Here is a 23,898-nt window from a genome sequence, read left to right as displayed (position 1 = left end):
CCCGTTTGCCGATTCCGATGGAGAATCTGGAATATCGTCGACTTGATCCGACTGATCGGTGATATATTCGTGCGTTCGACAATATGAGACATTGCCGGAATCGCTCACAACGGGTGATGGCCAGCATGAAGGATTCCTACCAGGGAAGGAAAGCGAAGCATGGACAACGAACTGAAATTCAGGTATGCCAAGCGAGAAGACGTCGCGCTGATTCTGAAATTCATCAAGGAGCTCGCCGATTACGAGAAGATGCTGGACGAGGTCGTGGCCGACGAAGCCACCCTCGAGGAGTGGCTGTTCGACAAGCAGAAGGCGGAGGTCATCTTCGCCTGCCTAGACGGCAGGGAGATCGGCTTCGCGCTGTTCTTCCATAACTTCTCGACGTTCCTGGGCAGAGCCGGTCTCTATCTGGAGGACCTGTACGTCTCGCCGGAATACCGGGGTCACGGTTACGGAAAGGCCATATTGAAACAGCTGGCGAGGACCGCCGTCGAGCGCAAATGCGGGCGCTTGGAATGGTGGTGCCTGGACTGGAACAAGCCGAGCATCGATTTCTACCTGTCGCTGGGTGCCGAGCAGATGTCCGACTGGACGACGTACCGGCTGGCCGGCGATACGCTGAAGGAACTCGCGCAATAGACATGTGGGCGTCGGCCGATGACCGGGAGCAAGTCTGTCGGCGGGTCGGTTACGGTTGAGCATTGAGGATTATGGTTTTGGGGCCCGTAATCGTGGAATCAACGTCCGTTCCTCAATGGAATACGTATCAACAATGGCAATGCGGCAATGGTCCCCGCCGGTCAGGGCGGGAGACGATGGTTGCTGCCGAATATGAGCAAGTGGCTTAGGAGGATGAATAGTGAGCGAGCATACGAGTAGGAACGCATGGCTGGTCGTGATGGGATTGATACTGGCCGGCGCGAACCTGCGTATGCCGATCACCATGATGCCGCCGCTGCTCACCGACCTGAAGGCCGAGATCGGCCTGCCCACCTCACTGGCCGGCCTGCTGACCACCATCCCGTTGCTGGGATTCGCGCTCGCCTCGCCGCTGATGGGCAAGTTCGGCGCCAGGCACGGCAGCGTGAAGGTGCTGGTCGCCTCGCTGGCCATCCTGAGCGTCGGCAGCTACCTGCGCGTCATCCCCTCGCCGTGGGCGCTGATGGTCGGCACCGCCGTGCTGGGCATCGGCATCGCGGGAGGCAACGTGCTGCTGCCCGCGGTCATCAAGGACCGCTTCCCGGACCACATCGCGGCCATGACCACGCTCTACACCATGGCCCAGGTGATCGTCGCCTCGCTCGGCACCGCCGCCTCGGGCGTCGTGGCCGCCAAGGTCGGCATCAAGTCCTGCATGTCGCTCTTCTCGCTGATGGGCCCCATCGCGCTGGTGGCATGGCTCGCCATCTGGATGCTGCGCCGGCGCTCCGGCGCCTCGTCGCCGGCCGGCGTCCCCACTGCCGAACAGAGCCGCCCGATGGTCGACAGGACGCCGTGGCGCTCGCCGCTGGCCTGGGTGATCCTGGCCTACTTCGGCATGCAGTCGATGCTCTATTACTCCCTGCTCACCTGGCTGCCCTCGATATGGCAGGAGGCCGGCTTCAGCACGGTGGCCGCGGGTAACCTCGCCACGATATTCCAGCTGACCGGCATGCCGCTGACGCTCACCGTGCCGATGATTGCCGAACGCAGGCACGGGCTGACCATCATCAACGTCATCGTCGGCGGGGGATTCGCCTTGGGGGTGCTGGGCATCCTCGTGCCGGGCGCGAACCTGCCGCTCAACGTGGTGGCCTCCGCCCTGATGGGCATGGCCTCGGCCGCGGCCTTCAGCATCTGCGTGATCTTCTTCCAGAAGCGCACCTCGAACGCCGCCGACACCGCCCGGCTTTCCGGCATGGCCCAGTCCGGCGGCTACCTGCTCGCGGCGGTCGGCCCGGTGGCGCTCGGCGCCCTCAATGGCGTGCTGCACTCCTGGACGCCCATCATCGTGCTGGTGCTCGTCGTCGTCGCGCTGATGTTCGCCGCGGGAATCGTCGTCATCCGCCGCCGCGACATCTACGAATAGGGCAACGCGGAAGGCCGATGCGGCGCCTGGCCTGCGCGGCTAGGGGCGGATGCCGTCGAGCAGTGCCTCGATCTCCGTGCGGCGTTGCCGCTCGTCCATGTCCTGCGATCGGAACAGCTCCAGTATCTGGCGGGCGACGTCAAGGGTCTCCTTGTCCCGTTCGCCGGCGTCCGTCAACGTCGACAGGTTGAGGAACGTCTCGAGCGAATGCGGGTCGCCTTGCTGCAACGCCCTCTGGATGATGCCGCGCAGCATGATTTTGAGATTGCGCGAGTTCCTGCGGTTCTCCCGACGGCGTTCCAGATAGGGCAGGAAGAGCGCCACCAGCACCGCGGCGGTCTCCGCCACCGCCGTGGCCCATTCCGCAAGCGATCCGATTTCCATGTTGTCTCCTTGACGAAGTGGCGAAAATGCAAAACCACAGTGTACACCTCTCCGTCGGGAGGCGGGGGTGTCGCCGTCATCGTCGCGTTTCCATGCGTCAAGGTCCGTGGGCCAGGGTGCGCTTTTGCGACGCGTGAACTCGGCAAGTGGTTTAATGGAGTGACGGATTCGCATTTTTCGAAAGGACATGCCATGAACGAGAACGAGGCCATGGACCTGCTGCGCAGGTTCGTCGGGATGCACACCGAGAACGGCAACGAGAAGATCGTCGCCGACGAGATCAAGTCGATCTTCGACGCCGCAGGCATCGACAGCAAGGTGCTGACGCTCGACGAGGACCCGAAGCGAGCCAACCTGGTCGCCGAGGTCGGCCACGGCGAGCCGGTGCTCGGCATCACCGGCCACATGGACACCGTCTCCGCCCAGCAGGATGGCTGGGAGCGCGACCCGTTCTCCTTGGTCGAGGAAGGCGACATGCTCTACGGCCGCGGCGTCACCGACATGAAGGCCGGCTTGGCGGCGATGGTCGCGGCCATGGTCAACCTGAAGAAGCACGAGGGGCAGATGCACGGCACCGTGCGCTTCCTGGCCACCGCCGGCGAGGAGGTCGGCATGCCCGGCGCCACCGCGCTGCAGGCCCAGGGCTACATGAAGGGCGTCGAGGCGCTGCTGGTGGGCGAGCCTTCCGGCTACAACATCGTCTACGCCACCAAGGGCGAGCTCAACCTCAACATCGCGATGAAGGGCAAGGCCGCGCACAGCTCCACGCCGGCCGCCGGCATCAACGCCGTTGAGCACCTGCTCGAGTTCCTCGGCACCATCTCCCAGCGCATCAAGGGCGCGGCCGAGGGCAAGAGCAATCCCGACCTGGGCGAGACCGTCTTCAACATCGACGTCATCCGCGGCGGCCAGCAGGTCAACGCCATCCCCGAATCGGCCAGCGCCGAGATCAACATGCGCATCATCCCAGAGTTCGACAACAAGGCGATCCTCGCGATTCTCGACGACGAGGTGGCCAGGTTCAACGCCAGCCACAAGGCCACCGTCTCCTACACCGTCGGCATGGACATCGTCCCCGCCATCGGCCCCAAGGACGCCAGGCTCCTCAACATCGTCAAGTCCGTGGGGGAGCGGCACCTGAAGGCTCAGGGCAAGGCCGCCGAGATCCCGGTGTTCGGCGTCTCCGGCGGCACCGACGGCAGCGTGCTGCTGCTCGACAGCCCCAAGGACACGGCCTACGTGATGTTCGGACCGGGCAACGACACCATGCACTGCGTCAACGAGAGTCTGCCGAAGTCGATGTTCCTCGACTTCCTCGGCATCTACGACGAGATCATCGACGAATACATGGGCATCGGGAAGTAAGCGGTGTGACGTCGCCGCCTTTCGCCGGAACGTGACGGACGACGGCGGCGTCTCGTAGGTAACGGGAAGGCCGGCCGGTCCTTGCGGGGATCGGCCGGCCTTCTTGTATGTTCGCTCGGGCTTGGTCGTCGCGGTGCGGTCACTGCTTCTTCGCGTCGTCCTGGCCGGTGTTGACCAGGAAATGCGACTCGTCGGGCAGCACCGCCGCCAGGATGATGGCCACCACGAACGATACCGCGATGCAGTTGGTGGCGAAGATTGACTGGAAGAGCTGCGGGAACTGGGAGAAGATGCCGCCCACCTCGGTGAAGCCGATGCCGATGGTCAGCGACAGGGCCGCGATGGTGGTGTTGCGCTGGGTGAAGCCCGCCTCGGCGATCATCTGGAAGCCGGAGAGGATGATGTTGCCGAACATCATGATCGTGCAGCCGCCCAGCACCGCCTGGGGCATCGAGTTGAACACCTGGGCCACGGCCGGCACGAAGCTGGCCAGGATGAGGATGAAGCCGCCGGAGAGGATGACCTTGCGGTTGACCACCTTGGTGACCGCCACCAGCCCGATGTTCTGGGCGAAGGAGGTCAGCGGCAGGCAGCCGAAGAGACCGGAGACCGTGGAGATCAGGCCGTCGCCCGCGATCGCGCCCGAGGTCTCGCGGTCGGTGGGCAGCCGGTCGAGCCCGACCTTGGAAAGCGCGGCGGTGTCGCCGAGCACCTCGACCGAGGAAACCACGTAGAGCAGGGCGAAGGAGATGATCGAGCCGGCGTCGAAGGTCGGTTTGAACGGCATGAGATGCGGCACGCTGACCACCTGGAGGCCGGCGAAGCCGGCGAAGCTGACCTTGCCCATGAAGATGGCGACCACATAGCCGACCACCAGGCCGAAGAGTACCGAAAGCTGTTTGGCGGTGCCCTTCATCAGCAGCTGGAAGGCCAGGCAGGCGACCAGCGAGATAAGGCCCAGCGTCAGGTTCTGCCAGCTGCCGAAGTCCTTGGCCCCCGAGCCGCCGCCGAACGAGGAGGCGCCGGTGGAGAGCAGGGAGAAGCCGATGGAGGTCACCACCACCGCCGAGACGATCGGCGGCACGTACTTCTTCCAGAAGGTGGCGGTCAGGCCCAGCGCCAGCTCGATGAGACCACCGACGATGATGGCGCCGACCAGGGCGCCGTAGCCCTGCTTGCCGACGATGGCCGTGGCCGCGGCCACGTAGGTGAAGGAGATGCCGGTGACCATCGGCAGGCGGCTGCCGACCCGCCAGATCGGGTAGAGCTGCAGACAGGTGCCGAGACCGGCGACGAGCAGGCCGTTCTGGATGATGATCGCCGACTGCTCGGAGCTCAGGTGGGCGGCGGAGGTCACTAGGAAGATGGGGGCCAGGTTGGCCACGAACATGGCCAGCACATGCTGCAGGCCGAAGGGCAGGCCGCGCCAGAAGGAGATCCTGCCGTTGAGGCTGCGCAGGGCCTGCTGCGTGGACATGGCCGGTTCGTTTTCGGCGTCGCCGCGGCCCTTGTGGAACAGACGGGCGAGCGGATTGGCGGGAGAGGCGTGGCCGTTCGCGGGGTTTGCCGATGGCGACGGACCGGAGACGTCGCCGGAGCCATGCGACTGTGATGTGGGGGAAGTGGTGGTTGAATCCTGGATGCCGGTGGTGCCGTGCCGTGAATTCTGATCAGTGCTCAAAGGGTCTCTTTTCCTGATGAAATTGAGATAGTGCTGATGCGACCATTCTACGCGGGGTGCCAACAGCGGGGCCCATGGCGTTTTATCGGCGTGCGACGTGCCGTACGGGCCCATACCAGGTGTGCGTATCCAAACGGCACTGTTGCATTGTTGACAGCTGGGTTCTGGCGGTGTTCATGCTCCAACGGTGTTGTTGGAGCAATGACGGCCATAGGTATACCGAGGTTCATATTCCAACAGTGGTGTTGGATGAGTGACGTTCTGCGCCCATTAGTGTCCATATTTCAACAGTGGTGTTGGATTGATGACAGTCTGCGTCCTTTGGCGTTCATATTCCAACAGTGGTGTTGGTTGAGTGACGTTCGGCGTCCATTGGTGTTCATATTCCAACAGTGGTGTTGGATGAGTGACGTTCGGCGTCCGCTGGCGGCCGTATTCCAACAGTGCTGTTGGATAATGAACGCCGGGAATGCAAAAAAGTCCGTATTCCAACGGTGCTGTTGGAATACGGACTTTTTGCCACTGATGACGACGTCGTACAATGGTGCGAGACGCCGCGGAACCGTGCTAGGCGAACTCGACGGTGCCCTTCTCGCCGTCCATGGACTTGACGATGGCCAGGGAGGCGACGTCGTAGCCGGCCGCGCGCAGCTCCTTGCCGCCGCGCTGGAAGCCCTTCTCGATGGCGATGCCGATGCCCTCGATCTTCACGCCGGCCTCGTTGCAGATGTCGATGAGCCCGCTCATGGCCTTGCCGTTGGCGAGGAAGTCGTCGATCAGCAGGACGTGCTCGCCGGCGGTGAGGAAGCGTTTGGAGACGATGACCGGGAATTCCTTTTGCTTGGTGTAGGAGTAGACGCGGGCGGTGTACTGGTCGCCGTCGAGGTTGATGGACTGGGTCTTCTTGGCGAAGACGACGGGGCAGTTGCCGAAGTGGCGGGCAGCCACGCACGCGATGCCGATGCCGCTGGCCTCGATGGTGAGGATCTTGTCGATGTGCCGGTCGGCGAAGATACGGGCCCACTCGGCGCCCATGCGGTCGAAGAGCGTCACGTCGCACTGGTGGTTGAGGAAGGCGTCGACCTTGAGCACATCGCCCGGCTTCACGGTTCCGTCGCGGCGAATCCTGTCTTCCAGTTCCTTCATATCCCAGCCTCTCGTTAAGCGTGTGGTCGCAGGCGACGCCCACGCGCCGCGCATATATGGAGTATGAGCATAATCTCTGGCGGTGACGTTGATAAGCGCAATCTGGCATCCGTCATCGATTCCGCTTATATCCTGCGCGATCCGACCGCGTCGCCGCGTGCCGTGGGCGCTATCTCGTGTGGCATATGCCGGATATGGCCGGATGCGAGGACACGGATATAGGGTATTTCTGCATGGCGAAATGGGCGGAATCATCGAATCTCCTATGGCAAAAGTGGCAGGCCAGCCGAAATCTCCTATGGTAAAACTGGCAGATTCATGGAAATCTCCTATGGTAAATCTGGCAGAATGGCCGAAATCTCCTATGGTAAAACTGGCACGGCGTATGATTCCGGTCGCTGGAAACGTCACGACGCCACGCTCCGGTACCCAGGAACGCCGCGTTCGATAGCGCCGCCGCTCCCGTTTCGCAAGACCAGCTCGTGTGGTAGAAATGGAGACCTATGGCAGGCGGGGCGCGGCGGCAGGCGGCGCTCGCGAAAGGCCGAGGTGAAGGGAATTGGTGTGCAGCAGGATCCGGATGTGATGGCACGGAGCGCCGAGGAACTCCTCGGCGGATTGAACCCCCAGCAGGCGAAGGCGGTGCAATACCGTGGCGCGGCGCTGCTGATCGGCGCGGGGGCCGGGTCAGGCAAGACCCGCGTGCTCACCCGCCGTGTGGCGTGGATCCTCTCGCAGTTCGGCGCCTGGCCCAGCCAGATCCTGGCCATCACCTTCACCAACAAGGCGGCCGCCGAGATGCGCGAGAGGCTCGAGGCCCTGATCGGCCCAGTGGCGCAGCGCATGTGGATATCGACCTTCCATTCGGCCTGCGTGCGCATCCTGCGACGCGACGGCAAGGCCATCGGCCTCAATTCCGGCTTCTCCATCTACGACACCGCCGACAGCCAGCGGCTGGTCAAGCTCATCGGCACCAGCCTCAACATCGACCTCAAGCGCTACACGCCGCGCGCCATCCTCTCCCAGATCTCCGACTACAAAAACCGGCTCGTCGGCGTCAAGGACATGCTCAGGACCTACGCGCCTGATTACCGGCCGGGCCAGCGCGGCTACCAGATCGGCCAGCCCGGCAACGCGGAGGAGGTCTACGCGGTCGTCTACGCCGAATACCAATACCGCCTCGCCGCGGCCAACGCCGTGGACTTCGACGACCTGATCGTGCGCACCGTGGAGCTGCTGCACGACCATCCCGAGGTGGCCGCCTACTACCGCCATAAGTTCCGCTACATCCTGGTCGACGAGTACCAGGACACCAACCACGCCCAATACGTGCTGGTGCGCGAGCTCTCCGGCATCGACGCCGCCGACCGGCCGGCCATGGGCCCGGCTGCACCTCAGGGCGCGCGGGCCGCGGGAGGCGACGGGCCGGCGTGGGTCACCGTCGTGGGCGATTCCGACCAGTCGATCTACGCCTTCCGCGGCGCCGACATCAGCAACATCCAGGACTTCGAGAAGGACTTCCCGGGCGCGCTGACGATCATGCTCGAGCAGAATTACCGCTCCACGCAGACCATCCTCGACGCCGCCAACGCCGTGATCTCCAAGAACACCGGCCGCAAGCCCAAGAAGCTCTGGACCGCCCTGGGCAAGGGGGAGCCGATCGTCGGCTATGCGGCCGACAACGCCCAGCAGGAGGGCGGCTGGATCGCCAACGAGATCGCGAACCTCAGGAGCGAGCACGGCTACCGCTACTCCGACATGGCCATCATGTACCGCGCCAATGCCCAGTCGCGCGCGCTGGAGGAGGCGCTGATCAACGCCGGCATTCCCTATCAGCTCGTCGGCGGCACGCGTTTCTACGAGCGCCGCGAGGTCAAGGACGCCATCGCCTACCTGCAGGCCATCACCAACCCCGCCGACTCGGTGAACATGCGCCGCATCATGAACACCCCCAAGCGCGGGCTGGGAGCGAAGGCCGAATCCGTGGTCGCCGGTTTCGCCGAGGCGCACGGCATGCCCTTCTGGAACACCATCGACCAGATGGACCAGATTCCCGACCTGCCCACCCGCACCCGCACCAAGCTGCGCGAGTTCCGCGACCTGATGCGCGGCCTGGCCACGTTCGCCGCAGAACATGACTCCAAGCCCTCCGAGGTCGTCGCCGAGGTGCTCGACAAGTCGACCCTGCTTGCCGAGCTCCAGCGTTCCACCGACCCGCAGGACGCCTCGCGCGTCGAGAATCTCTCGCAGCTGCAATCGGTGGCCGCCGAGTTCGAGCAGAAGACGCCCGACGCCACGCTTTCCGGGTTCCTGGAGACCACCGCGCTGGTGGCCGACTCCGACCAGCTGCCCGACGAGGGGGAGGACACCGGCAAGGTCACCCTCATGACGCTGCACACCGCCAAGGGCCTGGAATATCCGGTCGTTTTCCTCACGGGCATGGAGCAGGGCACCTTCCCGCACTCGCGTTCGCTGGAGGACGAGCAGGAGCTCAGCGAGGAGCGACGCCTGGCCTACGTGGGTATCACCCGCGCCAAGCAGCGCCTCTACGTCACCCGCGCGGCGGTGCGTTCGCAGTGGGGGCAGGCCAACGACATGATGCCCAGCCAGTTCCTCGACGAGATTCCCGACGACCTGATCGAATGGAAGCGGCGTGAGGCCGGCGTGGAGCGCATGCGTTCCGGCTGGGGCGGCGGCGACTTCGACGACGAGTTCGGCGGCTGGGACGATGACGACGGCTTCTCCAGCGGTCCCACGTTCGGCGGTTCCGGCTCCGGTTACGGTTCGCGTTCCTCCGGCGGCTCGCGCTCCGGTTACGGCTCGGGCCATTCCGGCTACGGTTCGTCGTATGGTTCCGGGTATTCCGGCTATAGCTCTTCATACGGTTCCCGTTCCGGCTCGCGTTCGGGCTATGGCTCCGGCCACCGTTCCTCGTCCTCGCGCTCGGGTCGTTCCGGCTACGGCTCCCGCTCCTATGGCGGTTCCTCGTATTCCTCCGGCTCGCACACCCGGGGCGGCAAGGTGACCACACGCCGCACCGCGCCGAAATCGTCCTCGCGCTCGGTGCCCGCCTCGTCACTGAAGAAGGACAACAAGCTGAGCATCGCCGACTTCGCGATCGGCGACAAAATCACCCACGACCAGTACGGCCTCGGCACCGTCGTCGACACGCAGGACAAGGGCCGCAACTCCATCATCACCGTCGACTTCGGGTCAGACGGCGTCAAGCGGCTGATGCTGCGCGTCGCCCCGATCGAGAAGCTCTAGCCGCCTCGAAGCCACGTTCGCGCACACTGCGCCTGGCAGAAACCGCCCACCGGTTCGCATGACCGGTGGGCGGTTGCCATTTCGCAGGGGGAGCGGTGATGCGGTTCCCGCTCTCTATATATATTCTTTTTTGGAGGATTGTCTGATCGCAGCTCGCGACGTTCGGCACTGAAGCAGCTTCATATATAGAGGAGCATCCGAAACGAACCCGCCATCGGGCATGAAAAAGTGGTGGGAAACCACATCGGGTTTCCCACCACGCAGTGACCGCTCACCGGAAGGCAAGCGATGCCATCGGGGGACTAGTCCTCCAACAGCTTGGCCCGCAGGGCCTTGACCTTGTCGGGGCCGAATCCGAGCGCCTTGTCGGCGTAGGTGTAGATGTCGCCGTACTCATCGTTGATGAGCTTCAAGGCATAGACCAGGTAGTCCTCCTTGACGTAGAGCGCCACCGACAGGGCGTCCAGGGAATCCTGGTCGTAGCCCTTGGCCCTGAACTGCTCGATCAGGCTGTTGTTCTCCTTGACCCGCTCGCCGTTGGTCTTCATGAAGTCGGCGAACACCTGGTCGTTGTCCACGTCCAGCAGCCACAGGATGAAGGCGGCGGCCAGGCCGGTGCGGTCCTTGCCCGCGAAGCAATGGAACAGGGTGGAACCCGTCTCATTGTCGAGGACCAGGTCGAGGAAGTGGCCGAAGCCCTTCTGCGCGCCGGGCTCGAGCACCATCTGGTGATAGGTGTTGAGCATGTGGTCGTCCACCTTGGACTTCTGGCCGAAGGCCGCGAAGTCGTCGAGGCTGACGTCCACGGCGTGCACCATGCCCAGCAGGTCCAGGGAGATCCACTTGACGCCCTCGAGCTCGTCGTCGGGCTGTCCGTCGATCTCCTTGGGACGGCGGAAGTCGATGATCTCGCTGAGGTGGTAGGTGTCCACAAGCTCGCGCTTGCTCTCCTCGTCAAGGCCGACGGGCTGGCCGGAACGAAGCACCAGGTGCTCGCGGATCTTCTGGCCGTTGCGGTTTCTCATGCCGCCGAGGTCTCTGAAATTCGTCAGGTTCATGCGGCCAACCTCTTCGCGGCGCGGGTCTTGCGCTCCTCGGTGATCGCGCACACGGCCAGCAGGATCACCGACAGGGCGATGGCGACGTAGAGGACGCTGAAGGTGTCATTCCAGCCGTGCAGCACATGGCCGAAGATGTTCAAGCCGCTCTTGGTGGAGTCCGCGATGCGGCCCAGCAGCACCTTGGCGGTGGAGTCGCCGAACAGATAGGCGAACGCGCCGGAGAGGCCGCCGGAAAGCACGTTGGCCTTCTTGGGGATCAGGTTGAGCATCGTGACGGGGATGAGCAGCTGGGGTCCGAAGACGAACATGCCCAGGAAGAACAGCGAGACGTAGATGACCGTCGGGGTCTTGCCGTACTGGTAGCCGAGCATGGCGAAGGTCAGGCAGACCGCGCACACCGTGGCGACCAGGCCCGGGCGACCGCCGATGAAATCGGAGATGAAGCCCCACATCAGGCAGCCGATCAGCGCGCCGGCCTCGAAGTAGGTGATCGTCAGCGCACCCTGGGTGGTCGTGAAGTGCAGCTCCTCGACCACGCGCAGCGGCGCCCAGTTGTCGATGCCGATGCGCACCAGGTAGACGAAGACGTTGGCGAGGCACAGGATCCACACCCACGGGTTGCCCAGCAGGTACTTGCGGAAGATGAACCAGGTGGACTCGCCCTTGGACTCGACGTCCTCCTGCTTGAGTGGCTCGTCGAAGATCTCCTCGGGGGAGGCCCAGCCGAGGTCCTCAGGACGGTTCTTGCCGATGAAGAAGGAGATGACGGCGATGATCATCGCGACGATGGCCGGGATGATGAACATGCCGGCGACGTGGCCGTGGGCGAAGGTCTGCGCGCACCAGAGCGCGAAGATGCCCGCGAGGCCGGAGCCGATGTTGTGCGAGGCGTTCCAGACGCCGGTATAGCGCCCGTAGCTCTTCTTGGTGGTCCAGCCGGAGATCACGTTGCAGCACGAGGGTCCGCCCGCGCACTGGCAGGCGCCGTTGAGCGCCCAGAGCACCAGCAGCCAGCCCATCGGCACGTGGTTCATGGTGAACAGGCAGCCGATGGCGATGACGACGATGGAGGAGAAGAAGAGCATCAGCGACACCATCTTCTTCGTGTCCTTGTTGGCCACCAGGTAGGCCACCACGATCTTGCCGAATCCGTAGACCAGCGAGAACACGAAGCCGATCGTGCCCAGCTCCGCGGTGGTGAAGCCGAGCTGGCTCTTCATCAGCGGCTGGGCCGCCTTAAAGTTGTTGCGGATCAGGTACATCGTGCTGTAGAGGATGATGATCATCGAATACGGCTTCAGGAACTCCCGGAACCAGCGCTTGCGCTGTTCGGGCAGCGGTATGTCGATCTTCGGGACATGCTTCTCGTATTGAAGGTTGAAGGTATTGCTCGCCATCACATCCCCCTGGTCTCAGAAGCGTGAAGAAGGGAATCCTCGCGCGAAGCGGCGCGGAACGAACCGGCCCTTCCCGCACGGTACCGGGCGATGCTCTCGCCCTCTAAGGGAACTCTCGATCTCAAGGTTACTCCTTTGTGTTTATTTATATTCGGTATCAATATGGCAAAAACGTCTCTGTTTCCATCGCGTTGTTGCCTCGCCATATGACAAGGAAGACATTACAGTCATCACAAGGATTTGTCAAAATTTTAGAAAATAATTTTACATATGTAAAAAATGATGTTATGTTGTTACCGGTTTCGCAGAGAAACCAATCGCGAGACGTGCGCGGACCCAATCCCGCGGTTTCCGTTACGATTCAGGTAGCGGACGCCGGCGGGCCCCATCGACGCGGTGGGGGACGGGCGCCGGGCGCCATGAGCGGCGCGCCGGGCCAAGCGGGCGCCGATCCCGCGATGACACAACGAAAGGTATTAGTCAAGATGAACAAGCGGACACTGGCCACCTATATCGATCACACCTACCTCAAGCCCGAGGCCACCCGCGCCGAGATCGTCAAGATCTGCGACGAGGCCAAGGAATACCACACCGCTTCGGTCTGCGTGAACTCCTGCTGGTCAAAGCTCGTCACCGAGCAGCTCGCCGGCAGCGGCGTCAACACCTGCTGCGTCGTCGGCTTCCCCCTGGGTGCCGGCAGCAGCGCCTCCAAGGCCTTCGAGGCCGAGCAGGCCATCGCGGACGGCGCCGAGGAGATCGACATGGTCATCAACATCGGCCTGCTGCTCGGCGGCGAGGACGACGCGGTCGAGGCCGACATCAAGGCCGTGGCCGACGCGGTGCACAAGACCGGCAAGGTGCTCAAGGTCATCATCGAGTGCTCCTTCCTCGACGACGACCAGAAGGTCCGCGCCTGCGAGCTGAGCGAGAAGGCCGGCGCCGACTTCGTCAAGACCTCCACCGGCTTCAGCGCCTCGGGCGCCACGGCCGCCGACGTCGCGCTGATGCGCAAGACCGTGGGCGACCGCCTCGGCGTCAAGGCCGCCGGCGGCATCCACAGCTACGACGAGGCCATGGCCATGATCGACGCGGGCGCCAACCGCCTCGGTGTCAGCGCCACCATCAAGATCCTCGCGGGCGCGAAGGAGGACTAGTCCATGAGATACAAGCGTATCTTCGGCCTGGTCATGGATTCGATCGGGACCGGCGAGGCCCCCGACGCCGCCAAGTACGACGACGAGGGTTCCGACACCCTCGGCTCCATCGGCCGGTTCTTCGATGGCGCGCTGCGTCTGCCCAACTTCGCCAGGCTCGGCATCTCCAATCTGCGCGACGAGCCCATCCAGGGCGTCCCCGCCGCCGAGCATCCGATCGGCTGCTTCGGCAAGATGAGCGAGGTGTCGCTGAGCAAGGACAGCATGAGCGGCCACTGGGAGATGATGCAGCTTCCCGTCATGCAGACGCTGAGCTACTTCCCCAATGGCTTCCCCGACGACCTGCTCGACAAGATCTCCGAGTTCTCCGGACGCAAGATCGTGGGCAACCGCCCCGAATCGGGCACCAAGATCATCGAGGAGCTCGGCGAGCACCAGATGGAGACCGGCGACCTGATCATCTACACCTCCGGCGACTCCGTGCTGCAGATCGCGGCGCATGAGGACGTCATCCCGGTGGAGGAGCTCTACCGCATCTCCGAATACGCGCGCAGCCTGGTCAACGGCCCCGACTACCTGGTCGGCCGCATCATCGCCCGCCCGTACGTCGGGGCCGGCAAGGGCCATTTCACCAGGACGGCCAACCGCCACGACTTCACGCTCAAGCCCATCGGCAAGACGACGCTGGACTACCTGCAGGAGGCCGGTGTCAAGACCATCGGCGTCGGCAAGATCAACGACATCTTCTCGGGCGTGGGCCTCGACGAGGGCTACCACAACGAGAGCAACATGGACGGCATGGACCACGTCGACCACGTCATGGAGCAGGACTTCACCGGTTTCTGCTTCACCAACCTCGTCGACTTCGACGCCATGTACGGCCACCGCCGCAACCCGCAGGGTGACGGCCAGGCCCTCATGGACCTCGACGCGCGCCTCGGCAGGGTCATCGACAACATGCATGACGACGACCTGCTGATGATCACGGCCGACCATGGCAACGATCCGTGCTTCAAGGGCACGGACCACACCAGGGAGTTCGTGCCGCTGCTGGCCTACTCGCCCAGCATGAAAGAGCCGGGCAGCCTCGGCGCCCGCACGACCTTCGCCGACTTCGGCGCCACGATCCTCGACAACTTCGGGGTCGCCGGCCCGTCGAACGGCACCAGCTATCTCGACAGCCTGCGCTGACGGGATTCCGCCGGCCCGGTGCGGCCATGGTTGCTACCATGGTCGTGCGAGGCAGGCAACAGACCCGCACGGCGGATTCCCGCATGACGCGCGGCATGGGCGGCCGCCGACCTATCACGGCCGGCCGTCCGTGCCGGGCCCTGCGGATTCGCCGGCGGGCAATGACGAAAGGCGAGGCGCACCACCATGTCCGAACGCTACGAACGCAAGAAGCTGGCCCAGAGCATCACCGTGGCCAGGCTCTACTACGAGGATGCCCTCGACCAGACCGAGATCGCCCACAACCTGGGCATCTCGCGGCCCACGGTCTCCAGGCTGCTGAAGCTGGCCCGCAAGACCGGGGTCATCAAGATCGAGATCAACAACCCGTTCGTCAACGCCGAGGACCTGGGCGTCCAGCTGGTCGAGAAGTACAAGCTGAACATCCATGTGGTGCCCAACAACTACAACGGCGAGGTCTCCGTGCTCGACGGCATCGGGGCCTACACCGCCCAGTACCTCTCGCAGACCCTCAAGCCCAAGGACGTCATCGGCCTGGGCTGGGGCAACACGATCCACTCGGTCACCGAGCACATGCCACGGGTGCCGATGCCGGACGTGCAGGTGGTGCAGCTCAAGGGCGGCATCAACCTCGGCTACGAGCACACGTACGCCAACGAGAGCGTCACGCAGATGGCCTACGCGCTGGGCGCGACCCCGCATTTCCTTCCCCTCCCGCCGTTCTTCGACAGCGACGTGACCAAGGAGATCGTCGAGCAGGACAAGTTCATCAAGAGCACGCTCGAGCTCGGACGCACGGCCAACATCGCCCTGTTCACCGTCGGCACGGTGCGCAACGACGCCCTGCTCTTCCGGCTCGGCTACTTCGACGCCAAGCAGAAGGCGGCGCTGCAGCGCAAGGCCGTCGGCGACGTCGTCTCGCGGTTCATCGACCGCGACGGCAACGTGGTCAGCGACAGCCTCAACGACCGCACCGTGGGCATCGGGCTGGACGACCTGAAGGCCAAGAAGCATTCGATCGTGGTGGCGGCGGGCATCCTCAAGGCCCCCGTCGTCCACGCGGTGATGAAGGCCGGATACGCCAATGAGTTCATCGTCGACCAGGCGATAGCCCAGGAACTACTTACCTACAACAACGAGGTGTGAATACCATGCGAATGGTTGATGTTATCGACAAGAAGCGCAACGGCGGCGAGCTGAGCGACGAGGAGATCGGGTTCTTCGTCTCCGGCGTCGTGAGCGGCGAGATCCCCGACTACCAGACCAGCGCGCTGCTCATGTCGATCTATTTCAGGGGCATGAACGACCACGAGCGTTCCCAGCTCACCCTTGAGATGATGCGCTCCGGCGACCGGCTCGACCTGTCGGGTATCCCCGGCGTCAAGGTCGACAAGCACTCCACCGGCGGCGTGGGCGACAAGGTCAGCCTGCCGCTGGCGGCCATGGTGGCGGCCACGGGCGTCCCCGTCCCGATGATCTCGGGGCGCGGCCTGGGCCACACGGGCGGCACGCTCGACAAGCTCGAGGCCATCCCCGGCTACCAGGTCGAGATCGGCGAGCAGGACTTCATCGACCAGGTCAAAAACGAGGGCTTGGCGATCATCGGCGCCACCGGCAACATCGCGCCGGCCGACAAGAAGATCTACGCGCTGCGCGACGTGACCGACACCGTCGACTCCATCCCGCTGATCGCCAGCTCCATCATGAGCAAGAAGATCGCCTCCGGCACCGACGCGCTGGTCATCGACGTGAAGACCGGGGCGGGCGCCTTCATGAAGACGCTCGAGAAATCCGAGGAACTCGCCAAGGCGCTGGTCGGCATCGGCAAGGGCGTGGGCATGGAGTGCATGGCCGTCATCTCCGACATGAACCAGCCGCTGGGCCGCAAGGTCGGCAACACCCTCGAGATCGAGGAGACCCTCGACATCCTCAAAGGCAAGGGCCCGAAGGACCTGCTCGAGCTGGTGCTCACCCTCGGCAGCTACATGGTCGTGCTCGGCGGCAAGGCCGCCGACGAGAAGGAGGCACGTGCCAGGCTCGAGGCCACCATCGCCGACGGCTCCGCGCTCGAGCGCTTCCGTGCCATGGTCGTCGCCCAGGGCGGCGACGGACGCGTGGTCGACGACTACAGCCTCATGCCGCACGCCAAGTACCGCATCGAGCTGCCGGCCAAGCGCGCCGGGCACGTCACCCGCATGCTCGCCGACGAGGTGGGCATCGCCAGCATGAAGCTCGGCGGCGGCCGCGAGAAGGCCGACGACCAGCTCGACTACGGCGTGGGCATCGAGCTCAACAAGAAGGTCGGCGACGAGGTGGAGGCGGGCGAGTCCCTGCTCACCATCTGCAGCGACCGCGAGAACGTCGACGACATCAAGGAGCTGCTCTACGGCTGCATCGAGATCGGCGACGAGGCGAAGCCCTACCCGATGGTATACAAGATCGTCAAGTAAGGCCTTCGAAGAGTCGGCATCGGCTTGGTGTGCCCCGTCCGTGCGGCGGGGCACACCCGTATACATACGGCCCCCATGCGCGCCATGGGCCAGGGCGTATCCGGCGGAGAAGGCCGCACGTGCATATAATCTGGTAGGGAATCCGCAAACCGAGATACAAGGAACATGATGGGGATAATTGCGCAGATCATCGTAGGCATCATCATCGAGGCGGTCATCTGCCTCGTGCAATGGCGTGCGGTGCGCCCGCCGGAATCGTTCAACGACGGCGATACCATGGTCGACGGCCAGGCCTACGAGCCGATGGATGACGCCCACGCCAACGCCGACTACCAGGGCAGCGTCAACCGCTACCTGCAGCCCTCGGGAAGCGACGACAGTGCGGCGATCATCGTCTATGTGCTGTGCGGCATCGTCGGCGGCGTCTTCTTCGTCTACCTGTCGCTGGCCTATTCGGCCATCTGCACGGTGCTGATCACCATCGTCGTGCTGCAATACATTGTCTCGATGGCGCTGATGGCCCGCAACCACTCCTTCGAATACAACAGGAACCGCTTCCTCTCGCGCCTGCTCGAGTTCGTCTTCCTCCTCGTCATCACCGTCTACACCTGCGCGGCGCTCAACGACTCGCGCCTCGAGGGCAGTTTCTCCAAGCTGCTGCAGGGCACCGACGGGGTGTGGCACCGCAAGTTCATCGACGACTTCATTACCATCGGCCGCAACGTGCCCTCCTGGCAGTTCACCGACTGGCTCGACGCCATCCAGCTGACCGCCGGCGCCATCATGTGCCTGTGCTTCCTGGTGTGGATGATGCTCGACTCGATGGGCATGTTCGTCATCGCCGGCAACTTCGTGCCCGCCCGCAGCGGAGGCTTCATGGCGGGCAAGGCCTGGACCTTCAACTCCATCACCCGCCGCGACACCGTGCACAAGATGCTCTGGTCGCTGCTCGCCCTGATCCTGAGCTCCCGCGCGGTGGTCGCCATCATCGTCTGGGTCTACGAGCTCATCGCCAACTTCATCAGCAACTCCTACACCCACTGAGCGCACGTTCTCGCCGCGGTGGGGGACGGGCCGTCGCTCGTCCGTACCCTGCGGGTAAAATGAATACTTGTGCCTGCCACGAGGCGGGCATTATCTGGAGTCTTAGCCCATCAGTGGGTCGGCGGCGTGCCCGGCAACGGGGAGCGTCGTTGGCGCTTGGCGCCTAGAAGCACTGGAGAGGCCCGGCTCAGCGCGGGTTCGCAAGGCCCGCGTTCCGTTCAGATAACGACAGAATACAAAGGAACAACAGAATGACTAACATTCAGCGTTCTCGCCGTCAGGTGCGCCTTTCGCGCGCCCTCGGCATCGCACTGACCCCCAAGGCTCAGCGCATCTTCGAGAAGCGTCCGTACGCCCCCGGCGAGCACGGCCGCACGCGTCGCCGCACCGAATCCGATTACGCGGTTCGTCTGCGCGAGAAGCAGCGTCTGCGCGCCCAGTACGGTCTCTCCGAGAAGCAGCTTCGCGCCGCTTATGAGAAGGGCACCCACACCAAGGGCCAGACCGGCGAGGCAATGCTCGTCGATCTCGAGACCCGTCTCGACGCCCTGGTGCTGCGTTCGGGCTTCGCCCGCACGACCGCCCAGGCCCGCCAGTTCGTGGTGCACCGCCACATCATGGTCGACGGCAACGTGGTGGACCGTCCGTCCTACCGCGTCAAGCCCGGCCAGACCATCCAGGTCAAGCCGAAGAGCCAGACCATGGTTCCCTTCCAGATCGCCGCAGAGGGCGTGCACCGCGATGTGCTGCCCGCCGTCCCCGGATACCTGGACGTCAACCTTCCCTCGCTCAAGGCGACCCTGACCCGCAAGCCGGAGACTTCCGAGATTCCGGTCGAGGTCAACATCCAGTACGTGGTCGAGTACTACGCCCACTAAAGACTGAATCCCATAAAATTTAAGGACATACATACAGCCGGTGCCCCACGAGTTCGCTCGCGGGGCACCGTGCTATTTCCGGGAATGGATGAGACCGACAGGCGAGGAGAGACATCGGAAGGCCTTGCTTGCTTGTCGTTTGTATGTCTCCCTCAGGCGCCGATCAGCGAGTTGACGACACTCGAGACCAGAGCCATGACCACCGCGCCCACGGCGGCCGCGAGCACGCCCGAGACCGTCACGCCCACGCCGAAAAGCGTCAGGGCGAGCCACGATGCCAGCTCCATGCACACCCAGTTGACGAGCATCAGCGCCACCAGCGCGGCCAGGCCCAGCGACATAACCGTCAGCGGCAGCGCCAGGACCTGGGTGACCGCGTTCATCACCGGGCGCAGCGAGGCGTTGATCAGGGCCAGGAACAGCGCGAAGGCGGCGATGCCCAGGATCGGCGGGTGGCCGATCGGGCGCATGCCGGGCAGAAGGACGACCATCACCGCCGCGGCGATGGTCAGGACGATCCAGCGTGTCAGAAATCCATGCATAGGCGCCATTATGCCAGACCTTGGCCGCCGTGTCGTCCATTACGTCCTCGGTGAGATAATAGAGCCATGTTGCTGCATCTTCATCTGGTCCGCCACGGGCAGACCTATTTCAACCGCTACAACCGCCTGCAGGGCTGGTCGAACTCGCCGCTGACGAAGGCCGGGCTCGCCGACGCCGACAGGGCGGGGGAGAAGCTCAAGGACCTCGATTTCGCCGCCGCTTACTGCTCCGACACCACCCGGGCCGTCGAGACCGCGCGCCGCATCCTCGACATCAACGAGCAAGCCGGACATCGACGCCCCGAGCTCACCGACGACATGCGTTTCAGGGAGCAGTTCTACGGCTATTTCGAAGGCCAGGACATGGCGATGGCCTGGTGGGCGGCCGGCGCCCCGCACGGCGCCAAGACCTACAACGAGATCGTCGAGCGCTACGGGCTCAAGGGCACGCGTGACTTCCTCAAGGAGGCCGACCCCTTCCACGACGCCGAAAGCGACGCGGAATACTGGAAGCGCGTGGAGGCCGGTTTCGCGCTGATCGCCGCCAACTCCGCGCTGCACGACGGCGACGACGTGCTCCAGATCTCGCACGGCAACACCCTGCTGAGCCTGATGCACCGTTTCGCCCCCGCCGGCTACGACCTCTCGCAGCGCCCGGCCAACGGCAGCGTGACCACACTCGATTTCGACACCGCCAAGCCCATCGGCGAGGCCATCGCCGTGGTCGCCTACAACCAGTGAGCCGGGCCCGAAGCGTCGCGGGCGTTGGGTAACGTGGAGCAATATTGTGTGTGAAGTCGCCGAGGCGACCGAAGGAAAGAGGCTCACATGAGTATCGGAGACATCGCGGGGCTCATCGCCGCCATAGCCTTCGCCGTGCTGGCGGGGTTCCTGATCTATCCGCTCATCCGGCTGGGCAAGCTGTTCGACCAGCTCGCGCAGACCGTCAAGGACTCCGGCGAGCACGCCATCCCTGCGCTCGACGAGGGCGTGACCACCGTGCGCCAGGTCAACAAGTCGCTCGAGGACGTCAACCGCATCTCCTCGGCGGCCTCCACCACCGCGCGCAACGTCGGGGCGCTCACCGACCTCTACGGCTCGTTCCTCGGCAAGCCCGTCATCAAGCTGGCCTCGTCGGCCTACGCGTTCAAGACCACCATGCAGGGCTTCCTCTCCAAGCACCACGGCGGCAAGGGCACCTCCGGCGCGACGGCGGCAGGCAAGCAAGGCAGGAAGTGAGAGATGGTAAAACGGATCTTCTGGGTGTCCCTCGGCTTCGCCATGGGCGTCGTCGCCGTCTCGAAGGCCGAGGCCTACGTGCGTGCCAACACGCCCGACAAGGCACGGCAGTTCGTGCTCGGCCCCGACGAGGACCATGTGGCGGTGCGGACCCTGCGCGGCCTGCTCGGCGAGTTCAACGAGACCAGGCGCAGCCGCGAAAGCGAGCTCAACGAGCGCTACGCCCACCACGGCGGCCGGCGCGACTGACAGGTCACTGCCGACACCACCAAGACACTTAGCAAACTGAGAAGAAATCTCGCAGTATACGGCTGCGACCAAGGCCAAGGAGCAATTCAAAGCAATGCGCACCTCTGAAATCGCAAAGCGTTTCCAACACTATTTCGAGAACCAAGGCCATCTGGTCCTGCCCTCGGCATCGCTGATCTCGCCGAACCCGACCACGCTGTTCACCATCGCCGGTATGGTGCCCTTCATCCCGTACCTGCTCGGCGAGCAGACCCCGCCCAGCCGGCGTGTGACCAGCAACCAGAAGTGCGTGCGCACCCTCGACATCGACGAGGTTGGCAAGACCACCCGCCACGGCACCTTCTTCCAGATGGTCGGCAACTTCTCCTTCGGCGACTACTTCAAGGCCGAGGCCATCCACTACGCATGGGACCTGCTGACCACCCCGCAGAGCAAGGGCGGCCTGGGCTTCGACCCCGAGACGCTGTGGGTCACCACCTACACCGACGACGACGAGGCGCGCAGCCTCTGGGCCAACGAGGGCATGGACCCCGAGCACATGGAGATCCTCGGCATGGAGGACAACTTCTGGACCACCGGCGGCCCCGGCCCCGGCGGCCCCTGCTCCGAGATCTACGTCGACCGCGGCCCCAAGTACGGCAAGGAGGGCGGCCCCTCGGCCGACGACAACCGCTATATCGAGATCTGGGACCTGGTCTTCGAGAACTACGCCGTAGACAACGTCAAGTCCAAGACCGACCTGCACATCGTCGGCGAGCTCGAGCACAAGAACATCGACACCGGCGCCGGCCTGGAGCGCATGGCCTACCTGCTGCAGGGCAAGGAGAACATCTACGAGACCGATGAGATCTACCCGGTCATCGAGGCCGCGGAGAAGGTCTCCGGCCACCAGTACGGCGAGGACCAGGAATCCGACGTGCGCTTCCGCGTCGTGGCCGACCACGTGCGCAGTGCGCTGATGATCATGAGCGACGGCGTGCGCCCCAGCAACGTGGGCCGCGGCTACGTGCTGCGCCGCCTGCTGCGCCGCACCGTGCGCTCGATGAGGATGCTCGGGGTCAACGACCCGGTGCTGCCCACCCTGCTGCCGGTCTCCAAGGACGCGATGGCCGCCAGCTACCCGGAGCTCAACGACACCTTCCACGACGTCTCCGAGGCCGCCTACGGCGAGGAGGACGCCTTCCGCCGGACCCTCGAGAAGGGCACCACCATCCTCGACACCGCCGTGAAGAAGGCCAGGAAGTCCGAGGACTCTGAGATCTCCGGCAAGGACGCGTTCACCCTGCACGACACCTACGGCTTCCCGATCGAGCTGACCCGCGAGATGGCCGAGGAGCAAGGCGTGAAGGTCGACGAGAAGGGCTTCCGCGAGCTGATGGACGAGCAGAAATCCCGCGCCCGCGCCGACGCCCTGAAGAAGCGCCACAACGTTGACGTCAGCGTCTACGACGACTTCAAGAAGACGCTTGCCGAGCCGATCGAATTCCTCGGCTACCACGACCATTCCAGCCGCTCGTCCGTCATCGGCATCTTCGTCGAGGGCCAGGGCGGCGTCGAGAGCATTGAGGGGCCGGCCAACGTCGAGATCGTGCTCGACCGCACTCCGTTCTACGCGGAGCAGGGCGGCCAGCAGGCCGACGAGGGCGAGATGATCTCCGACGACGGCGCCGTGCTCGAGGTCGACGACGTGCAGAAGCCGATCAAGGACCTGACGGTGCACAGCTGCCGCCTGACCGAAGGCACGCTCAAGGTCGGCGACCACGTCAACGCGACCATCGACGAGGAGCGCCGCCACGGACTGGCCCGCTCCCACACCGCCACCCACATGCTGCACAAGGCGCTGCGCGGGGTGCTCGGCGAGCAGGCCACCCAGCGCGGCTCGCTCGTGGCGCCTGACTACCTGCACTTCGACTTCCAGTGGCCCCAGGCCATGAGCGCCGAGGAGATCGACAAGGTCGAGGAGCGCGTCGTCGAGCGCGCCTGCAACGACCTGCCGGTCAAGATGGAGGAAATGGACTACAAGGACGCCCTCGACCTCGGCGCCATGCATCTGTTCGGCGAGAAGTACGGCGACCGCGTGCGCGTGGTGACCATCGGCGAGGACGCGTGGAGCCGAGAGCTGTGCGGAGGCACCCACCTCGACGCCACCGGCAAGGTCGGCGAGTTCGTCATCACCTCCGAGTCCTCAGTGGGCTCCGGCGTGCGCCGCATCGAGGCGTTCATGGGCAGGAAGGCCTACGAATACAACCACAGCCAGCACAAGACGGTCTCCGCGCTGGCCGACGACCTCAAGGCGCGCCCCGAGGAGCTGCGCGAGCGTGTGTGCACCCTGGAGGCCAAGGTCAGGGAGGCCGACCAGAAGCTCAACGCGCTCTACGAGTCCCAGCTCGAGGCCACCGTGCCCGGCCTGGTCGAGCAGGCGCAGGCCGAGGCCGACGCCCCTGTCGCGCTGGCGGCGGCGAACGTGGGCCACTTCGGCTCCTTCGACGCGCTGCGCAAGACCGTGATGGACGTGCGCGCCAAGCTCGGCGACGGCAAGCCTGCGGTCGTCGCGCTCTGCGGCGTCAACGAGACCGGCAAGCCCATGGTGGCCGTGGCCACCAACGACGGCGCGCGCCAGGCGGGCCTCAAGGCCGGCGACCTCGTGCGCGTGGCCTCCAAGGTGCTCGGCGGCGGTGGCGGCGGCAAGCCGGACTTCGCCCAGGGTGGCGGCGCCGACGCGTCCAAGGTCGACGAGGCGCTCAAGGCGCTGCGCCAGGCCGTCTCGCAGGGCTGAGGCGCC

At 64.5% G+C, this 23,898-nt stretch carries 20 protein-coding genes; 14 read left to right on the top strand and 6 right to left on the bottom strand.

Annotation, left to right across the window (positions count from 1 at the left end; genetic code table 11):
• The first annotated feature begins 159 nt into the window (after positions 1-159).
• Both PT282_RS04545 and PT282_RS04540 read left to right on the top strand, forming a co-directional pair.
• Positions 160-639, top strand: coding sequence for a GNAT family N-acetyltransferase (locus PT282_RS04545; protein WP_277168368.1), 480 nt, complete (start codon positions 160-162; stop codon positions 637-639).
• A gap of 220 nt (positions 640-859) precedes the next feature.
• Entirely contained in the window at positions 860-2,068 is a 1,209-nt protein-coding gene (locus PT282_RS04540) for an MFS transporter (RefSeq protein ID WP_277168367.1), read from the top strand.
• 39 nt (positions 2,069-2,107) lie between these two features.
• Here PT282_RS04540 and PT282_RS04535 read toward each other — a convergent pair whose 3' ends face one another.
• Positions 2,108-2,452 (bottom strand): hypothetical protein, encoded by a 345-nt coding sequence (locus PT282_RS04535; protein WP_277168366.1) that lies wholly within the window; start codon positions 2,450-2,452, stop codon positions 2,108-2,110.
• A 192-nt stretch (positions 2,453-2,644) separates the two neighbouring features.
• Here PT282_RS04535 and PT282_RS04530 point away from each other — a divergent pair, with 192 nt between their 5' ends.
• Entirely contained in the window at positions 2,645-3,817 is a 1,173-nt protein-coding gene (locus PT282_RS04530) for an ArgE/DapE family deacylase (RefSeq protein ID WP_277168365.1), read from the top strand.
• Between the two features lie 139 nt (positions 3,818-3,956).
• On the opposite strand, the gene PT282_RS04525 is transcribed toward PT282_RS04530, so the two are convergent.
• Positions 3,957-5,294: a nucleobase:cation symporter-2 family protein gene (locus PT282_RS04525; RefSeq protein ID WP_277168941.1), complete on the bottom strand. Its 1,338-nt coding sequence runs from the start codon at positions 5,292-5,294 to the stop codon at positions 3,957-3,959.
• A 771-nt stretch (positions 5,295-6,065) separates the two neighbouring features.
• On the bottom strand, positions 6,066-6,644 hold the full coding sequence (locus PT282_RS04520; protein WP_277168364.1) for a xanthine phosphoribosyltransferase: 579 nt from the start codon (positions 6,642-6,644) through the stop codon (positions 6,066-6,068).
• Between the two features lie 585 nt (positions 6,645-7,229).
• Here PT282_RS04520 and PT282_RS04515 point away from each other — a divergent pair.
• On the top strand, positions 7,230-9,911 hold the full coding sequence (locus PT282_RS04515; RefSeq protein WP_280925247.1) for a UvrD-helicase domain-containing protein: 2,682 nt from the start codon (positions 7,230-7,232) through the stop codon (positions 9,909-9,911).
• A 302-nt stretch (positions 9,912-10,213) separates the two neighbouring features.
• On the opposite strand, the gene PT282_RS04510 is transcribed toward PT282_RS04515, so the two are convergent.
• Together PT282_RS04510 and uhpT are read right to left on the bottom strand one after the other, a co-directional pair.
• Entirely contained in the window at positions 10,214-10,969 is a 756-nt protein-coding gene (locus PT282_RS04510) for a tyrosine-protein phosphatase (protein WP_277168362.1), read from the bottom strand.
• The gene (uhpT, locus tag PT282_RS04505) at positions 10,966-12,369 is read right to left on the bottom strand and encodes a hexose-6-phosphate:phosphate antiporter (protein ID WP_277168361.1); all 1,404 of its coding nucleotides are present in this window, start codon (positions 12,367-12,369) and stop codon (positions 10,966-10,968) included. The genes PT282_RS04510 and uhpT overlap by 4 nt, the downstream gene beginning before the upstream one ends.
• A gap of 485 nt (positions 12,370-12,854) precedes the next feature.
• Here uhpT and deoC point away from each other — a divergent pair, with 485 nt between their 5' ends.
• The 6 genes from deoC to rpsD all read left to right on the top strand — a co-directional run bounded on the left by deoC (position 12,855) and on the right by rpsD (position 19,086).
• Positions 12,855-13,523 (top strand): deoxyribose-phosphate aldolase, encoded by a 669-nt coding sequence (gene deoC / locus PT282_RS04500; RefSeq protein WP_277168360.1) that lies wholly within the window; start codon positions 12,855-12,857, stop codon positions 13,521-13,523.
• 3 nt (positions 13,524-13,526) lie between these two features.
• Positions 13,527-14,714: a phosphopentomutase gene (locus PT282_RS04495; protein ID WP_277168359.1), complete on the top strand. Its 1,188-nt coding sequence runs from the start codon at positions 13,527-13,529 to the stop codon at positions 14,712-14,714.
• Between the two features lie 186 nt (positions 14,715-14,900).
• Positions 14,901-15,860 carry a sugar-binding transcriptional regulator gene (locus PT282_RS04490; protein WP_277168358.1) on the top strand — a complete coding sequence of 320 codons (960 nt, stop codon included), beginning with the start codon at positions 14,901-14,903 and terminating at the stop codon, positions 15,858-15,860.
• Between the two features lie 11 nt (positions 15,861-15,871).
• The gene (locus PT282_RS04485; RefSeq protein WP_277168357.1) at positions 15,872-17,164 is read left to right on the top strand and encodes a pyrimidine-nucleoside phosphorylase; all 1,293 of its coding nucleotides are present in this window, start codon (positions 15,872-15,874) and stop codon (positions 17,162-17,164) included.
• Between the two features lie 165 nt (positions 17,165-17,329).
• A complete protein-coding gene (locus tag PT282_RS04480) occupies positions 17,330-18,208 on the top strand; it encodes a hypothetical protein (protein WP_277168356.1) in 879 nt (292 codons plus the stop codon).
• A gap of 251 nt (positions 18,209-18,459) precedes the next feature.
• Positions 18,460-19,086 (top strand): 30S ribosomal protein S4, encoded by a 627-nt coding sequence (rpsD, locus tag PT282_RS04475; RefSeq protein WP_277168355.1) that lies wholly within the window; start codon positions 18,460-18,462, stop codon positions 19,084-19,086.
• A 152-nt stretch (positions 19,087-19,238) separates the two neighbouring features.
• Here the strand turns inward: rpsD and PT282_RS04470 are convergent, their stop codons facing one another.
• Entirely contained in the window at positions 19,239-19,628 is a 390-nt protein-coding gene (locus PT282_RS04470) for a phage holin family protein (RefSeq protein ID WP_277168354.1), read from the bottom strand.
• Positions 19,629-19,694: 66 nt separating this feature from the next.
• Here PT282_RS04470 and PT282_RS04465 point away from each other — a divergent pair, with 66 nt between their 5' ends.
• The 4 genes from PT282_RS04465 (at position 19,695) to alaS (ending at position 23,892) form a co-directional block, all read left to right on the top strand.
• Complete coding sequence (locus tag PT282_RS04465) at positions 19,695-20,369, top strand: histidine phosphatase family protein (RefSeq protein ID WP_277168353.1); 675 nt, start codon at positions 19,695-19,697, stop codon at positions 20,367-20,369.
• Between the two features lie 87 nt (positions 20,370-20,456).
• On the top strand, positions 20,457-20,867 hold the full coding sequence (locus PT282_RS04460) for a DUF948 domain-containing protein (protein WP_277168352.1): 411 nt from the start codon (positions 20,457-20,459) through the stop codon (positions 20,865-20,867).
• Between the two features lie 3 nt (positions 20,868-20,870).
• A complete protein-coding gene (locus PT282_RS04455) occupies positions 20,871-21,116 on the top strand; it encodes a hypothetical protein (protein ID WP_277168351.1) in 246 nt (81 codons plus the stop codon).
• Positions 21,117-21,210: 94 nt separating this feature from the next.
• Entirely contained in the window at positions 21,211-23,892 is a 2,682-nt protein-coding gene (gene alaS / locus PT282_RS04450) for an alanine--tRNA ligase (protein WP_277168350.1), read from the top strand.
• Positions 23,893-23,898 lie beyond the last annotated feature (6 nt).

The organism is Bifidobacterium sp. ESL0763, from assembly GCF_029433395.1.
Taxonomy (GTDB): Bacteria; Actinomycetota; Actinomycetes; order Actinomycetales; family Bifidobacteriaceae; genus Bifidobacterium.
The sequence above is the reverse complement of the archived record's forward strand: the minus strand, read 5'-3'. Positions and strand labels throughout refer to the sequence as shown.

Excerpts from the sequence above, each read along its gene's own strand:
- deoC (WP_277168360.1), top strand. The coding sequence starts at position 12,855 with ATGAACAAGCGGACACTGGCCACCTATATCGATCACACCTACCTCAAG.
- PT282_RS04525 (WP_277168941.1), bottom strand. The coding sequence starts at position 5,294 with ATGTCCACGCAGCAGGCCCTGCGCAGCCTCAACGGCAGGATCTCCTTC.
- PT282_RS04455 (WP_277168351.1), top strand. The coding sequence starts at position 20,871 with ATGGTAAAACGGATCTTCTGGGTGTCCCTCGGCTTCGCCATGGGCGTC.
- PT282_RS04515 (WP_280925247.1), top strand. The coding sequence starts at position 7,230 with ATGGCACGGAGCGCCGAGGAACTCCTCGGCGGATTGAACCCCCAGCAG.
- PT282_RS04480 (WP_277168356.1), top strand. The coding sequence starts at position 17,330 with ATGATGGGGATAATTGCGCAGATCATCGTAGGCATCATCATCGAGGCG.
- PT282_RS04470 (WP_277168354.1), bottom strand. The coding sequence starts at position 19,628 with ATGCATGGATTTCTGACACGCTGGATCGTCCTGACCATCGCCGCGGCG.
- PT282_RS04490 (WP_277168358.1), top strand. The coding sequence starts at position 14,901 with ATGTCCGAACGCTACGAACGCAAGAAGCTGGCCCAGAGCATCACCGTG.
- PT282_RS04530 (WP_277168365.1), top strand. The coding sequence starts at position 2,645 with ATGAACGAGAACGAGGCCATGGACCTGCTGCGCAGGTTCGTCGGGATG.
- uhpT (WP_277168361.1), bottom strand. The coding sequence starts at position 12,369 with ATGGCGAGCAATACCTTCAACCTTCAATACGAGAAGCATGTCCCGAAG.
- PT282_RS04510 (WP_277168362.1), bottom strand. The coding sequence starts at position 10,969 with ATGAACCTGACGAATTTCAGAGACCTCGGCGGCATGAGAAACCGCAAC.
- rpsD (WP_277168355.1), top strand. The coding sequence starts at position 18,460 with ATGACTAACATTCAGCGTTCTCGCCGTCAGGTGCGCCTTTCGCGCGCC.
- alaS (WP_277168350.1), top strand. The coding sequence starts at position 21,211 with ATGCGCACCTCTGAAATCGCAAAGCGTTTCCAACACTATTTCGAGAAC.
- PT282_RS04535 (WP_277168366.1), bottom strand. The coding sequence starts at position 2,452 with ATGGAAATCGGATCGCTTGCGGAATGGGCCACGGCGGTGGCGGAGACC.
- PT282_RS04460 (WP_277168352.1), top strand. The coding sequence starts at position 20,457 with ATGAGTATCGGAGACATCGCGGGGCTCATCGCCGCCATAGCCTTCGCC.
- PT282_RS04495 (WP_277168359.1), top strand. The coding sequence starts at position 13,527 with ATGAGATACAAGCGTATCTTCGGCCTGGTCATGGATTCGATCGGGACC.
- PT282_RS04545 (WP_277168368.1), top strand. The coding sequence starts at position 160 with ATGGACAACGAACTGAAATTCAGGTATGCCAAGCGAGAAGACGTCGCG.
- PT282_RS04465 (WP_277168353.1), top strand. The coding sequence starts at position 19,695 with ATGTTGCTGCATCTTCATCTGGTCCGCCACGGGCAGACCTATTTCAAC.
- PT282_RS04520 (WP_277168364.1), bottom strand. The coding sequence starts at position 6,644 with ATGAAGGAACTGGAAGACAGGATTCGCCGCGACGGAACCGTGAAGCCG.
- PT282_RS04485 (WP_277168357.1), top strand. The coding sequence starts at position 15,872 with ATGGTTGATGTTATCGACAAGAAGCGCAACGGCGGCGAGCTGAGCGAC.